Raw genomic sequence first — 13,180 nt, 5'->3', positions numbered from 1 at the left:
CGGCGGCCTTCGGCATCCGGTGTCATGGATGCATGCGATGTGTGACCTATGCGGGCGAGACCGTGACCACGACCGACGACGTTGCCGAGGCGCTGGTGCAGCTGACCGCGTCGATCGCCGCCGACGGGCAGGCCGAAGCGGTGAGCATCCCGATCGTCACCGACGACGGCGAGACCGAACAGGCGGAGCTCGTCATCGGTGTGGGCAACGATGTGCTGAGCGCTCCGGCGGCGTGGGAGCGCGAGGAGCCCGACTTCGGCTGGGCCGCCGAGCAGCTCCGTCAGCACCGGCGCTACCCCCAGTCGACCGCCGTCGCCCACGAGCAGACGAGCGACGACACCAATCTCGACGCTTTCTGGGACCCCGACCTCGAGGGGTTCACGCGCGCCTGAGCCCGCACCCGAGGGGGGAGCTCGTCAAGCCCACCCTCGCCGCTGCGCGCCGTCGTAGCGTGAAGCATCCACGCCGACGGCGGCCGGTTTACCGTCCCGGCGTGTGAGCCCCGGACAGTCCGGGCGGCTCCGCCGTTTCGCGGGCGCCGCCCGGACGCCGGGGCGCCTCATGGTCATCGGATGCCGGACGCCCACGTGCTCCGCTGGCATTTCGAGATGTGCGCCCTGTCATCCGGTGAACCATTCCCGCATGTCGGTCCACACCGTCGTCAGGGCATCCTCGAGCGGGAGATCGGCGGAGCCCTGCAGCCACCGGTCCACCGCGAGGTCGAAACAGGTCACGGCGAGGGCTGCCCAGGCGTGCGCAGGCCCGGGGGAGATGCCCCGTTGGTTCAATGATTCTTCGATGGCGCGTGCGAGGTAGTGACTGCGGAGAAGATCGCGCTCGTGCAGCGCCGGTTCGCTCTGGATGATGCTGCGTCGACGTGCGATCTGTTCTCGCCAGCCCTGGATGCCTCGGCATGCGGCGGCGAGACCCTCGCGAACGGTGGCCGCTGCGCCGCGTTCCTGCGGGATGGATGCCATGAAGTCGCTCACCGCCTGCGGGAACTCGCGATCCCGGAGGAACAGCACATCGCGTTTGTCGGCGAAGTGGCGAAAGAACGTCCGCGTGGTCAGCCCCGCCGCCTCGGCGATCTGGGGGACCGTGGTCCCCGCGTACCCCTGGTCGGCGAACAGGGTCATCGCCGCGGCTTCCATCCGCAAGGCAGCATCCGGTGACCATCGAGGCATGGACCCATGATGACACGAACTGTCGTAAGATCGGTCACGATGACACGCAATGTCATCAGAATCGGAGAGCGGAAGAATGAGCGACAACTCGGCGGCGTGGATCGATTCTCCTTATGCAGACCTGACGGTCCGAGCTGCGCCGATGCCGAAGCCGGGGGTGGGGCAGCTGTTGCTCGAGGTCCGCGCGGTGGCGGTGAATCCGCTCGACGCGATCATCCAGTCCAACGGCACCGTCATGTACGGGTGGTTGCGCTACCCGGTGGTCCTGGGGGAGGACGTCGCGGGCGTCGTCGTCGAAACCGGTGCCGGCGTGGACGACTTCGCCGTCGGAGACCGCGTCGTGGCGTACGCGATGGGCCTGGAGAAAGGACGGGACGCCGTCTCCGAGAGCGGTTTCCAGGCCTACGTCGCGGTCGATGCGAGCCTGGCCGCCGTCCTGCCGGCCGCCGTCACCTTCGAGGAGGCCGTCGTCCTGCCTCTGGCGATATCCACCGCGGCGGCCGGCCTGTTCGAGAAGGACCAACTGGGACTGGACTACTCCCGTCTCGGAAACTCGGCGCCTCGCGACGAGGTCGTCGTGATCTGGGGCGGCGCGACGGCGGTCGGAGGCAATGCGATCCAGCTCGCCCGAGCGGCCGGCTATCGGGTCATCACGACAGCCTCGGCGAAGAACCACGAACGGATGAGGCGGCTGGGAGCAGAAGCCGTCTTCGACTACCACGACCCGGACGCTGCGAATCGGATCATCGACGAGGTCGGCGGCTCCGCGGTGGCGGGGATCCTCGCCGTGGCGACGGGGTCGGCCGAGCCCTGTCTGAGGATCGCGCGCGCAACCGGTGCCACGCAGATCGCGATGGCGAGCCCTCCCGTCTCGTTCTACGATCAACCCCGCCGTCGAGGCCTCTCCCTCGCTCGCGTCCGCCTCTTCCTGAAGCTTGGAACGCGGACGGCTCTCCTCCAGGTGCGCAGTCGCGCCCGCGGTATCGGAGCATCGTTCATCTGGGGAAGCGCCATCGCCACGTCTCCCGTCGGCCCGGCCGTCTGGGGCGGGTATCTCCCCGCCGCTCTCGCCTCGGGCAGCCACCACCTCTACCCCGAGGCCCACCTCGCGGGGCACGGCCTTACGGCGATCCAGGGAGCCATCGACACCCTTCGCCTCGGCGTATCGGCGCGGAAACTCGTCGTCACCCTCGACCACGCACCGACGGGATCGTGATCGATCCACGAGGAGGCGTCGGAGCGCGGCGCGGGAACAGCGAGCGCCGGGCGAAAGGGCGTCAGTCTGAAGCGACGCGGGAGAGTCCGGCACAAGTCCGGGAGTCACACATGGAGGGGCTGACGGGAATCGAACCCGCGCTATCTGCTTGGGAAGCAGAAGTTCTGCCATTGAACTACAGCCCCGTGCGCCTTGCGGCAGCCCGGCCAGCATAACAGCGTCCGGTCGTCGTGCTCCCCGTCGTCCGTCACAGACCCCCGCGAAAACGACCCTCGCCCTAGGCTGGGGCCGTGCTGCTCTCCGATCGCGACATCCGAGCCGAACTCGACGCGAAACGCCTCGGGCTCGACCCCTTCGACCCGGCCATGGTGCAGCCCTCGAGCGTCGATGTGCGCCTCGACCGCTACTTCCGGCTGTTCGACAACCACAAGTACCCCTTCATCGATCCCGCCGAGGAGCAGCCCGAGCTGACGCGCCTCATCGAGGTCGCTCCCGACGAGCCGTTCATCCTGCACCCGGGCGAGTTCGCTCTCGGGTCGACCTTCGAGCGGGTGAACCTTCCCGACGACGTCGCCGCGCGCCTCGAAGGCAAGTCGTCTCTCGGCCGCCTGGGGCTGCTGACGCACTCGACCGCGGGGTTCATCGACCCGGGCTTCTCGGGCCACGTCACGCTCGAGCTCTCGAACGTCGCCACGCTGCCGATCAAGCTCTGGCCGGGGATGAAGATCGGGCAGGTCTGCTACTTCCGCTTGACCTCGCCCGCCGAGAACCCGTACGGCTCGGGCCCGTACGGCAACCGCTATCAGGGTCAGCGCGGGCCGACGGCTTCGCGCTCCGCGCTCAACTTCCACCGCACCGACGTCGGCTCGACCGAGGCCGGGTCCGTCGGACGCTGACCCGACGACGAAGCGGCGAGGCCCCCTCGGGAGTCCTCGCCGCTTCGTGATTTTGCGGGATCATTCGGATGCCGACGACTCGCGGCCGCGGCGGAACCCGGCGTCGAAGCCGCGCTCGAACGCGTGCTGCGCGGCCTGGTGACCACGGTGGTGGCCGTGGCCGTCCCGGCCGAAGCCTCGGCCGCCGTGGGTGCGCTCGTCGCCCGCGCACGGCCGATCCGCGGTGTGTCCGCGGTGACCGCCGTGCTCGGCCTCGTGATCGCCGTGGCCGGAACCCCGGCCGAAGCGTGCACCGAACCCGCGCGGGCCGGGGCCGAAACCGGGGCCGAAACCGCCGCGTCCCGGGCCGCGGAAGCCGCGCTCCGGTGACGTCGCGGTCGCGTCGACTCCCAGCGCGTCCGAGAGGGCATCGAGAGCCGTCGCCAGGCGCTCCAGCTGCTCGGCCGGCACGTCGGCCAGCAGGGCCGCGCGGTCGGCATCCACCCGGTCGAGGATCTCGCGACCCCCGGCGGTCAGTCGCCAGCCGTCGTCGCCGCGCTCGATCCAGCCGCGCTCGGCGAGAGCGTCGACGCGCTTGCCGCCGCGGGCGAGACGGTCGTGCACCCAGGGCGCGTCGATCCGTCCGTCGATGGCGCTGAGGATCATCACGGTCTTGGGGTGCAGCTCGCTGTCGCGTAGCTGCGTGAAGAGGCGGTGGTGCAGCGCGTGACCGACCGTCGTGAGGCGGTGGGCGAGGCTGCGGGCATCAGGTGATGTGGAGGTGTTCATGGGGTGTCCTTTCGGGGCGGTCCATCCGCCGATACATGTCATGTGACAACAGATGTACTGTGACATGTATCTCTGATGCTTGTCAAGCGACATGTAAAATTCCCGCATGGCCACTGACCCCGCCGACGAGATCGCCGCCGCTCTCGGGCGCTTGCGCGGACGCCGCCCGCGCCCGCCCTTCGGCGCCGAGGGGCACCATCACCCGCACGTTCACGGCGAACGCGGGGGATTCGGCGGACCCTGGGGGCGCGGCACCCCGCCCTGGGCCGACCCCGCACAGGGGCGCTTCGGCGGACCCGCACGCCTGCGCCTACTCGACGCTCTGATCGCGGCATCCGGATCGCTGTCGGTGAGCGAGATCGCCGAGGCGGTGGGCGTCGACCAGCCCCGCGCCTCGCGGCTGGTTCAGCAGGCGGCGCAGATGGGTCTGGTCGCACGCGAGCCCGACCCCGACGACGCCCGCCGCACGCGCGTGCGCCTCACACCCGAGGGCGAGGGGATGGTCTCGGGTTTCCGCGGTCGACGACGGGATGCCGTGCGCTCCGCGCTGGAGTCGTTCACCGACGACGAGCGCGTCGAGTTCGCCCGCCTGCTCGGCAAGTTCGCCGACGCCTGGCCGCGCGACTGAGCTGACGGCGTGCCGGGCCCCGGCCCGCCTCAGCGGATGACGGCCGGCCGCGCCTTCACCGGAACCATCAGCACCAGCCCGACCGCCAGGATCAGCACGATGCCCACGATGCCGAGGCGGGTGTCGCCGGTGATCCCGACGAACAGGGCGAACAGGCCCGGCGCGAGGAACGAGACCGCTCGGCCCGTTGTGGCGTAAAGGCCGAAGATCTCACCCTCGCGACCCTCCGGAGCCACCCGGGCGAGGAACGACCGGCTGGCCGACTGCACGGGTCCGACGAACAGGCCGAGCCCGAGGCCCGCCACCCAGAACGCCGGCACCGAGGTGCCGATGAAGAGGATGACGCTGCCCAGGACGATCAGGCCGATCAGCGAGACGACGATCACGCGCTTCGGTCCGAAGCGGTCGTCGAGGCGCCCCGAGAAGAACGTGCTGATACCGGCCACCACGTTCGCCGCGACCGCGAAGTAGAGCACCTCCGTCGAGCTGAAGCCGAACACCTGCGCCGCGATGATCGCGCCGAAGGTGAACACGCCGGCGAGGCCGTCGCGGAACACCGCGCTGGCGACCAGGAAGAGCAGCACCTGCCGGCTGTCGCGCCACAGCGAGCGCAACGTGCCCCACAGCACCACGTACGAGCGGAAGAAGCCGACGCGCACCCGGCGCTGCTGCGGCGGGATCTCGGGAACGCGCAGCAGAACGGGAACGGCGAACACGCCGAACCAGACCGCGGATGCCAGGACCGCGAGGCGGATGTTCAGCCCGCCCTCCTTCGGCACGGCGAGAAGCCCCCCGGCATCGGGTGCGCCGAAGCTCTGGATGAACAGCACCAGCAGCAGGAGCAGCAGCACGATGCCGCCCACGTACCCCATGCCCCAGCCGAAGCCCGAGACGCGGCCGATGTTCTCGCGCGTGGAGACCTGCGTGAGCATCGCGTAGTAGTTGACGCTGGCGAATTCGAAGAAGACGTTGCCGACCGCGATGAGGGTGGCGCCGAGCACGAGGAACTCGGGCGTGCCCTCGACGAAGACCATCGCGGCCATCGACAGCACGATGAGGCCGGTGTTGATGCCGAGCCAGAGCTTGCGGCGCCCCGTGCCGTCGGAGCGCTGGCCCAGCACGGGGGCGACGAGCGCCACGACGATGCCGGCGATCATCAGCGCCACGCCGACCAGGCTCGCGTTGTCGGCGAGGGCGCGCACGAGGGCGGGGTCGTCGTCGTTGCCGTTCGCCGCGGCCACCACGGCGGGATCGACGAACAGCGAACTCGCCAGGTAGGTGCTGAACACGAACGTGGTCACGACCGCGTTGAAGGCGGCGGATCCCCAGTCCCACAGGGCCCAGGCGAGCACCGGCCGACGGAGGGTGCTGACGGGGGCGGAGGCGGGCTCGGGAGGGGTCATATGGGTCACGCTAGGCCCCTCCGGTGAACGCCCGGTACCCCCGAGGCGACGCCGCGCCACCCTTGGCGCGCTCATTCAGGCTACCGCCGAGCCCGCACGGCGGCGCGGAGCCGACTACCGTGGAGTCATGGCATCCGAAAACCCCGTCGACTCCGCTGAGGCGGAGACCACCCCCGCCCCGCTCACCTTCTCCGACCTGGGTCTGGATGCCAACGTGCTCAAAGCCCTCAAGGACGTCGGGTATGAGACCCCGTCGGCCATCCAGGCCGCGACCATTCCCGTGCTCCTGCAGGGTCGCGACGTCGTCGGTCTCGCGCAGACCGGTACCGGCAAGACCGCGGCGTTCGCGCTGCCGGTGCTGTCGCAGATGGAGACCGGCCACAAGAACCCGCAGGCCCTCGTGCTCGCCCCCACCCGTGAGCTCGCGCTCCAGGTGTGCGAGGCGTTCGAGAAGTACGCCGCCCACATCAAGGGCGTCTCGGTGCTCCCCGTCTACGGCGGTCAGGGCTACGGCCAGCAGCTGTCGGCGCTGCGCCGCGGCGTCGACATCGTCGTGGGCACCCCGGGTCGCATCATGGACCACCTCGACAAGGGCACCCTCGACCTGAGCGAGCTGAAGTACCTCGTGCTCGACGAGGCCGACGAGATGCTCAAGATGGGCTTCGCCGAAGACGTCGAGACGATCCTCGCCGACACCCCCAAGACGAAGCAGGTCGCGCTGTTCTCGGCGACCATGCCGGCGCAGATCCGCCGCATCTCGGCTCAGTACCTGAACAACCCCGAAGAGATCACGGTCAAGACCAAGACCGCGACCTCGACGAACATCAGCCAGCGGTATCTGATCGTGTCGTACCAGCAGAAGATCGACGCCCTCACGCGCATCCTCGAGGTCGAGAACTTCGAGGGCATGATCGTCTTCACCCGCACGAAGAACGAGACCGAGACGGTCGCCGAGAAGCTGCGTGCCCGCGGGTACACCGCCGCCGCCATCAACGGCGACGTCGCCCAGGTGCAGCGCGAGCGCACGGTCAACCAGCTGAAGTCCGGCAAGCTCGACATCCTCGTCGCCACCGACGTCGCCGCGCGTGGTCTCGACGTGGATCGCATCAGCCACGTGGTCAACTACGACCTGCCGATCGACACCGAGTCGTACGTGCACCGCATCGGCCGAACCGGTCGCGCCGGCCGCACGGGCGACGCGATCAGCTTCGTCACCCCGCGCGAGCGCCGCATGCTCACCGCGATCGAGAAGGCCACGCGCCAGCCGCTGACCGAGATGTCGCTGCCGAGCGTCGACGACGTCAACGCCACGCGCCTCACCCGTTTCGACGACGCGATCACCACCGCCCTCGAGGACACCGCCGCCATCGCGACGTTCCGCGACGTCGTGGCCCACTACGTCGAGCACCACGACGTGCCCGAGGCCGACGTGGCCGCAGCGCTCGCCGTGGTCGCCCAGGGCGACACCCCGCTGCTGCTCGAGGCCGAGGCCTTCCGTCAGCAGCGCTTCGACAGCGAGCGTCCCGCGCGCGACGGCGCTTCCCGCGACGGTGGTTCGCGTGACGGTGGATCGCGCGACAGCGGTCCACGCCGCGACACCTCGGGGCGCTTCTCGACTTACCGCATCGCGGTCGGTCGTCGCCAGCGCGTCGAGCCGCGTCAGATCGTCGGCGCTCTCGCGAACGAGGGTGGGCTGCGTCGCAACGACTTCGGTGCGATCCAGATCCGCCAGGACTTCTCGCTCGTCGAGCTGCCCGCCGACCTGTCGAGCGACACGATCGGCCGCCTCGCCGACACCCGCATCTCGGGCCAGCTGATCGACCTGCGCCTCGACGGTGGCGGACGCTCCGCCAAGCGCAGCGACCGCCCGCAGCGCCGTGAGAGCGACCGCGATCGCGACTGACCCCGCGGCATCCGTCCGACGCCCCCGCTGACCTTCGGGTCGCGGGGGCGTCGTGCGTGCAGCGGGCCCAGGCGCGGCCGCCGCCCGGTGTCGTCCTCACGCCGCGCGCGTGCTGTGGCGCGGGGCATGTCCCACTTCGTGCTGCCTGGGCCCTTCGGGGCTGCACATTTCGGGACACGGTTTGCGCTGCGCGAGACGCTGGGGACGCTGTGGGGCGGGGCATGTCCCACTTCGTGCTGCCTAGACCCCTCGCTGCTGCACATTTCGGGACATGGCCGGCGGCGTGCGACACACGGTATCCAGAAGTTGAGCCAATTCATATCAACTCGGCTTGACCTCGATGCAGAGCCCCGATAACGTTGAGTCATCGGGGCTCAACCCCCGCAGAGACTTCATAAAACCCCGAGTCGTGGCATCCGTCCGGCTCACAAGCAAGGAGACACATATGCCCCGTGCAGTGGGAATCGACCTCGGTACGACCAACTCCGTCGTGAGCGTGCTCGAGGGTGGCGAGCCCAAGGTCATCGCCAACGCCGAGGGTTTCCGCACGACCCCCTCGGTCGTCGCCTTCACGAAGGACGGCGAGGTGCTCGTCGGTGAGACCGCCAAGCGCCAGGCCGTCACGAACGTCGACCGCACCATCTCCAGCGTCAAGCGCCACATGGGCACGACCTGGTCGTTCGACGTCGACGGCAAGAAGTGGACGCCGCAGGAGATCTCGGCCCGCATCCTGCAGAAGCTCAAGCGCGACGCCGAGGAGTACCTGGGCGACACCGTGACCGACGCGGTCATCACGGTCCCCGCGTACTTCAACGACGCCGAGCGTCAGGCCACCAAGGAGGCCGGTGAGATCTCGGGCCTCAACGTGCTGCGCATCATCAACGAGCCCACCGCCGCGGCTCTCGCCTACGGCCTCGACAAGGGCAAGGAAGACGAGCTCATCCTCGTCTTCGACCTCGGTGGCGGAACGTTCGACGTCTCGCTGCTCGAAGTGGGCAAGGACGACGACTTCTCCACCATCCAGGTGCGCTCCACCTCGGGCGACAACCGCCTCGGTGGCGACGACTGGGACCAGCGGGTCGTCGACTACCTCATCAAGCAGTTCAAGGACACGACCGGTGTCGACGTCTCGGGCGACAAGATCGCCCTGCAGCGTCTGAAGGAAGCGGCCGAGCAGGCCAAGAAGGAGCTTTCGAGCTCTACCTCGACCTCCATCAACCTGCCCTACCTGTCGCTCACCGACTCGGGCCCCGTCTCGCTCAGCGAGACCCTCACGCGCGCCAAGTTCGAGGACCTCACCAAGGACCTCCTCGACCGCACGCGCAAGCCCTTCTCCGACGTCATCCGCGAGGCCGGCGTCAAGGTGGAGGACATCGCGCACGTGGTGCTCGTGGGCGGCTCGACCCGCATGCCCGCGGTCGCCGAGCTCGTGAAGAAGGAGACCGGCAAGGACGCCAACAAGGGCGTCAACCCCGACGAGGTCGTGGCCGTGGGCGCAGCCCTGCAGGCCGGTGTCCTCAAGGGTGAGCGCAAGGACGTGCTGCTCATCGACGTCACCCCCCTGAGCCTCGGTATCGAGACCAAGGGCGGCATCATGACCAAGCTCATCGAGCGCAACACGGCCATCCCGACCAAGCGCAGCGAGACCTTCACCACCGCCGACGACAACCAGCCGTCGGTCGCGATCCAGGTCTTCCAGGGCGAGCGCGAGTTCACCCGCGACAACAAGCCGCTCGGCACGTTCGAGCTCACCGGCATCGCCCCGGCTCCCCGTGGCATCCCGCAGGTTGAGGTCACCTTCGACATCGACGCGAACGGCATCGTCCACGTCTCGGCGAAGGACAAGGGCACCGGCAAGGAGCAGTCGATGACGATCACGGGCGGCTCGTCGCTGCCCAAGGAAGACATCGAGCGCATGGTGCGCGAGGCCGAAGAGAACGCGGCCGACGACAAGAAGCGCCGCGAGTCCGCCGAGACCCGCAACCAGGCCGAGACCCTGTCGTACTCGATCGAGAAGCTGATCAAGGAGAACGAGGACAAGCTCCCCGCCGAGGTCAAGACCGAGGTCCAGGGCGATGTCGACGCGCTCAAGACGGCACTCGCCGGCGATGACGACGACGCGGTCAAGACCGCGTTCGACAAGCTGAACGCGAGCCAGGGCAAGCTCGGCGAGGCCATCTACGCCTCGTCGCAGGCCGCGGGCGAGCCCGCCGACCCGAACGTCGGCCAGCCCGGCAACGGTGAGACGCCGAACCCCGAGGAAGACGTCATCGACGCCGAGGTCGTCGACGACGAGCCGACCGACGAGACGAAGAAGTAAGCAGAGACCATGGCACACAAGGACGACGAACAGCCCACGGGCTCGGGCGCCGGTCCTGACGAGACGGGGCCGGAGGAGAACACCTCCGGCCCCGCGCCGTCGGGCGAGCAGTCCGAGACACAGGACCCGGATGCCGAGGGCCTGACCATCGACGACATCCTCGGCGCCGAGCAGACGCCCGAGGCCGCGGCAGAGGGGGCTTCCTCCGACAAGGAGGCCTCACTGCTGATCGACCTCAAGCGGCTGCAGGCCGAGTACGCCAACTACCGTCGGCGCACCGAAGACCAGCGCGAGCGCGAGATCGAGCGGGCCAAGGGCGAAGCCGTGAAGGGCCTGCTGCCCGTCATGGACGACCTCGACCGCGCGGTCAAGCACGGCGACCTCGTCGAGGGCACGCCCTTCGCCGCCATCGGCGACAAGGTGCGGGCCGTGGCCGAGCGCCTCGGCGTGGTGTCGTACGGCGCCGTCGGCGAAGTCTTCGACCCGCAGCAGCACGAGGCCATCTTCCAGGCGCCCACCCCCGGCGTGACCGAGACGACGATCCTCGAGGTCGTCGAGGTCGGTTACCGCCTCGGCTCGATCGAGCTGCGACCGGCCAAGGTCGTCGTCGCCGTGCCGGCCTAAGAGGAGGACACATGGCGAGTCAGGACTGGTTCGACAAGGACTTCTACAAGGTCCTCGGCGTCGACAAGAGCGTCAGCGCGGCCGATCTGAAGAAGACCTACCGCAAGCTCGCGCGCCAGTACCACCCCGACTCGAACCCGGGTGACGCGAAGGCCGAGGCCAAGTTCAAAGAGATCAGCGAGGCCTACTCGGTGCTCAACGATCCGGAGCAGCGCGAGGAGTACGACCAGATCCGGGCCATGGGCTCGGGGGCGCGCTTCTCGGCACCGGGTACCGGCGGCGGGGGCGGTTTCGACGACGTCTTCAGCCGGTTCGGTCAACCGCGCAGTGGCGGCGCCGGGGCCCCTCCGGGGGGCTTCGACGACTTCTTCTCGATGTTCGACCAGCAGGGCGGCGCCGGTTTCGGTTCCGGCCGGTTCGGTCAGACCTCGGGCGGATACCGCGGTTACGGCGGACCGCAGCGCGGATCCGACGTCACGGCGCGCACGACGATCGACTTCGTCACGGCGGCCAAGGGCGAGACGATCACCCTGCAGGGCGAAGACAACGTCCCGTTCAAGGTGAAGATCCCGGCCGGGGTGTCGGACGGGCAGAAGATCCGCCTGCGCGGCCGCGGACGCAAGTCGCCCGACGGCGGCGAGAGCGGCGACATCGTCGTGACCGTCGCGGTGCGTCCGCACCCGGTGTTCACGCGCGACGGCCTCCACCTGCGGGTCACGGTGCCGGTCACCTTCACCGAGGCGGCTCTGGGCGCCACGATCGAGGTCCCGACACTCGGGGGGGAGCCGGTGCGACTGCGCGTCGCCCCCGGCACCCCGTCGGGACGGGTGCTGCGCGTCAAGGGACGCGGGATCGAGTCGACCAAGGGCGTCGGCGACCTGCTCGCCGAGGTCCAGGTCGCGGTGCCCACGCACCTCGACGACGCGGCCCGCGAGGCCCTCGAGCGTTTCCACGAGCTCGAACCGAAAGAGAACCCGCGCGCCGACCTGATGGCCAAGGCGCGCTGACGCATCCCACGCGCGTCGTCGCGGTTCTCGGCATCCGATACGTCAGGATGCCGAGAACCCGGCACTCGCACCCGGCACGACGAAAGAGGTGAAGACGTGTCCGAGAGAGAGATCGACGAAGACGCCCCGATCTTCGCCATCGCCGCCGCCGCCGAGCTGTCGAACATGCACCCGCAGACGCTGCGGCAGTACGACCGGCTCGGTCTCGTCGTGCCCGCGCGCACCCAGGGCGGGTCGCGTCGCTACTCGAGCCGCCACGTGCAGCAGTTGCGCGAGGTCGCCCGCCTGTCGGGGGAAGGCATGAGCCTTCCCGCGATCGCGCGCCTCCTCGCCCTCGAGGAGCGCGTGCACGATCTCGCCCGCCGCGTGAACGACCTCGAGCGGCAGCTCACGATCGAGCGGCAGTCCCGCCCCGGTGCGCGCGTCTTCGCCGCCGGCGCGACCGGCTCGGTCGTGACGCTCCGCCACGGCTCGCGCGTGCGTCGCGCGACCGACATCGTGCTCTGGCGCCCGCGCGACATCCACGACGACTGACACCCCGCCGCCGCCCCGAGGTCCCGAGCTCCTCGAAGGGTCTGCGTGCACGGTGCCCCGACGGCTCGGCCGGAGCGGGGCAGCGGCTCAGGCCGGATCGATCCGCAGCACCGTCGGCGTCTCTCCGACCGAGAGGTCGTCGACGACGCGGAGCGTGCGTGCGATGTCGTCGACCGCGCCGATGACGGTGCCGAACCGCTCGCGGTCGGCGCACACCGCCGTCACCGTGACGAAGTGCGAGCCCGTGTCCCACGTGTAGGTCGCGAACGGGGGAGTCTTCGGATCGATCGGCAGCGGCATCGCGAGCTTCTCGCCGACGCCGAGGTGCGGATTGCGGAACGACTCCGTGTCGTCGTACTCCATCGGCATCATCGCGCGCGCGGTGCGCAGCTGCGCGGTGGCCTCTTGCAGCTGTGCCATCACGACGAGCAGCTCGGGCGCGCTCTTCCACACCCACACCAGAACGCGGCCACCGGCGCGACGCATGAGCAGCGGAGCGGCTTGACTCAGCATCCACGCGAAGGCGCCGCCGCCGGGGCGGGGGGCGGTGCCCGTCGTGCGGGCGGCCTGGCCGAGCAGCATGCCGAGGGCGGCCTTGCGGTGTCGTCGGCCGCGGAGGCCGAGTGAACCGGTCACGGGCACCCAGAGGTCGGCGGCGGCGTCGGCCTGCAGTCGAGACATGGCTCCACCCTACGAG

The 13,180-nt window shown here is 69.6% G+C and carries 13 protein-coding genes and 1 tRNA gene; 9 read left to right on the top strand and 5 right to left on the bottom strand.

What is annotated here, in order from left to right; translation table 11 throughout:
* Nucleotides 1-62 precede the first annotated feature (62 nt).
* The gene (locus tag IFU19_RS01745) at nucleotides 63-392 is read left to right on the top strand and encodes a hypothetical protein (RefSeq protein ID WP_342343361.1); all 330 of its coding nucleotides are present in this window, start codon (nucleotides 63-65) and stop codon (nucleotides 390-392) included.
* Between the two features lie 228 nt (nucleotides 393-620).
* Here IFU19_RS01745 and IFU19_RS01740 read toward each other — a convergent pair whose 3' ends face one another.
* Nucleotides 621-1,184: a TetR/AcrR family transcriptional regulator gene (locus tag IFU19_RS01740; protein ID WP_192012753.1), complete on the bottom strand. Its 564-nt coding sequence runs from the start codon at nucleotides 1,182-1,184 to the stop codon at nucleotides 621-623.
* 76 nt (nucleotides 1,185-1,260) lie between these two features.
* Between IFU19_RS01740 and IFU19_RS01735 the strand changes: the two genes are divergently transcribed.
* Nucleotides 1,261-2,400 carry a zinc-binding alcohol dehydrogenase family protein gene (locus tag IFU19_RS01735; protein ID WP_192012752.1) on the top strand — a complete coding sequence of 380 codons (1,140 nt, stop codon included), beginning with the start codon at nucleotides 1,261-1,263 and terminating at the stop codon, nucleotides 2,398-2,400.
* Between the two features lie 111 nt (nucleotides 2,401-2,511).
* On the opposite strand, the gene IFU19_RS01730 is transcribed toward IFU19_RS01735, so the two are convergent.
* Nucleotides 2,512-2,585 (bottom strand) — tRNA-Gly (locus tag IFU19_RS01730).
* A gap of 105 nt (nucleotides 2,586-2,690) precedes the next feature.
* Here IFU19_RS01730 and dcd point away from each other — a divergent pair.
* Entirely contained in the window at nucleotides 2,691-3,296 is a 606-nt protein-coding gene (gene dcd / locus IFU19_RS01725) for a dCTP deaminase (RefSeq protein WP_192012751.1), read from the top strand.
* 60 nt (nucleotides 3,297-3,356) lie between these two features.
* Here dcd and IFU19_RS01720 read toward each other — a convergent pair whose 3' ends face one another.
* Entirely contained in the window at nucleotides 3,357-4,064 is a 708-nt protein-coding gene (locus IFU19_RS01720) for a hypothetical protein (RefSeq protein WP_192012750.1), read from the bottom strand.
* Between the two features lie 106 nt (nucleotides 4,065-4,170).
* Between IFU19_RS01720 and IFU19_RS01715 the strand changes: the two genes are divergently transcribed.
* Nucleotides 4,171-4,692: a MarR family winged helix-turn-helix transcriptional regulator gene (locus tag IFU19_RS01715; protein ID WP_070409022.1), complete on the top strand. Its 522-nt coding sequence runs from the start codon at nucleotides 4,171-4,173 to the stop codon at nucleotides 4,690-4,692.
* Between the two features lie 29 nt (nucleotides 4,693-4,721).
* Here IFU19_RS01715 and IFU19_RS01710 read toward each other — a convergent pair whose 3' ends face one another.
* Complete coding sequence (locus IFU19_RS01710) at nucleotides 4,722-6,095, bottom strand: MFS transporter (protein WP_055832704.1); 1,374 nt, start codon at nucleotides 6,093-6,095, stop codon at nucleotides 4,722-4,724.
* Between the two features lie 127 nt (nucleotides 6,096-6,222).
* Between IFU19_RS01710 and IFU19_RS01705 the strand changes: the two genes are divergently transcribed.
* The 5 genes from IFU19_RS01705 to IFU19_RS01685 all read left to right on the top strand — a co-directional run bounded on the left by IFU19_RS01705 (nucleotide 6,223) and on the right by IFU19_RS01685 (nucleotide 12,483).
* A complete protein-coding gene (locus IFU19_RS01705) occupies nucleotides 6,223-7,998 on the top strand; it encodes a DEAD/DEAH box helicase (RefSeq protein WP_070409023.1) in 1,776 nt (591 codons plus the stop codon).
* 445 nt (nucleotides 7,999-8,443) lie between these two features.
* The gene (dnaK, locus tag IFU19_RS01700; RefSeq protein ID WP_055832706.1) at nucleotides 8,444-10,318 is read left to right on the top strand and encodes a molecular chaperone DnaK; all 1,875 of its coding nucleotides are present in this window, start codon (nucleotides 8,444-8,446) and stop codon (nucleotides 10,316-10,318) included.
* Between the two features lie 9 nt (nucleotides 10,319-10,327).
* Nucleotides 10,328-10,942 (top strand): nucleotide exchange factor GrpE, encoded by a 615-nt coding sequence (locus IFU19_RS01695; RefSeq protein ID WP_192012749.1) that lies wholly within the window; start codon nucleotides 10,328-10,330, stop codon nucleotides 10,940-10,942.
* An 11-nt stretch (nucleotides 10,943-10,953) separates the two neighbouring features.
* Nucleotides 10,954-11,949: a DnaJ C-terminal domain-containing protein gene (locus tag IFU19_RS01690; protein WP_055832708.1), complete on the top strand. Its 996-nt coding sequence runs from the start codon at nucleotides 10,954-10,956 to the stop codon at nucleotides 11,947-11,949.
* 96 nt (nucleotides 11,950-12,045) lie between these two features.
* Nucleotides 12,046-12,483, top strand: a complete 438-nt coding sequence (locus IFU19_RS01685) for a heat shock protein transcriptional repressor HspR (RefSeq protein ID WP_055832709.1) — start codon at nucleotides 12,046-12,048, stop codon at nucleotides 12,481-12,483.
* Between the two features lie 87 nt (nucleotides 12,484-12,570).
* Here IFU19_RS01685 and IFU19_RS01680 read toward each other — a convergent pair whose 3' ends face one another.
* Nucleotides 12,571-13,164 (bottom strand): hypothetical protein, encoded by a 594-nt coding sequence (locus IFU19_RS01680; protein WP_192012748.1) that lies wholly within the window; start codon nucleotides 13,162-13,164, stop codon nucleotides 12,571-12,573.
* Between the last annotated feature and the right edge of the window lie 16 nt (nucleotides 13,165-13,180).

The organism is Microbacterium sp. CFBP 8794, from assembly GCF_014841235.1.
In the GTDB taxonomy this organism is placed as follows: Bacteria; Actinomycetota; Actinomycetes; order Actinomycetales; family Microbacteriaceae; genus Microbacterium.
The sequence above is the reverse complement of the archived record's forward strand: the minus strand, read 5'-3'. Positions and strand labels throughout refer to the sequence as shown.

What these genes read in the sequence shown, in the direction of transcription:
- IFU19_RS01680 (WP_192012748.1), bottom strand. Translation starts at nt 13,164, where the DNA reads ATGTCTCGACTGCAGGCCGACGCCGCCGCCGACCTCTGGGTGCCCGTG.
- IFU19_RS01740 (WP_192012753.1), bottom strand. Translation starts at nt 1,184, where the DNA reads ATGCCTCGATGGTCACCGGATGCTGCCTTGCGGATGGAAGCCGCGGCG.
- IFU19_RS01735 (WP_192012752.1), top strand. Translation starts at nt 1,261, where the DNA reads ATGAGCGACAACTCGGCGGCGTGGATCGATTCTCCTTATGCAGACCTG.
- IFU19_RS01720 (WP_192012750.1), bottom strand. Translation starts at nt 4,064, where the DNA reads ATGAACACCTCCACATCACCTGATGCCCGCAGCCTCGCCCACCGCCTC.
- IFU19_RS01705 (WP_070409023.1), top strand. Translation starts at nt 6,223, where the DNA reads ATGGCATCCGAAAACCCCGTCGACTCCGCTGAGGCGGAGACCACCCCC.
- IFU19_RS01715 (WP_070409022.1), top strand. Translation starts at nt 4,171, where the DNA reads ATGGCCACTGACCCCGCCGACGAGATCGCCGCCGCTCTCGGGCGCTTG.
- IFU19_RS01695 (WP_192012749.1), top strand. Translation starts at nt 10,328, where the DNA reads ATGGCACACAAGGACGACGAACAGCCCACGGGCTCGGGCGCCGGTCCT.
- dnaK (WP_055832706.1), top strand. Translation starts at nt 8,444, where the DNA reads ATGCCCCGTGCAGTGGGAATCGACCTCGGTACGACCAACTCCGTCGTG.
- IFU19_RS01690 (WP_055832708.1), top strand. Translation starts at nt 10,954, where the DNA reads ATGGCGAGTCAGGACTGGTTCGACAAGGACTTCTACAAGGTCCTCGGC.
- IFU19_RS01710 (WP_055832704.1), bottom strand. Translation starts at nt 6,095, where the DNA reads ATGACCCCTCCCGAGCCCGCCTCCGCCCCCGTCAGCACCCTCCGTCGG.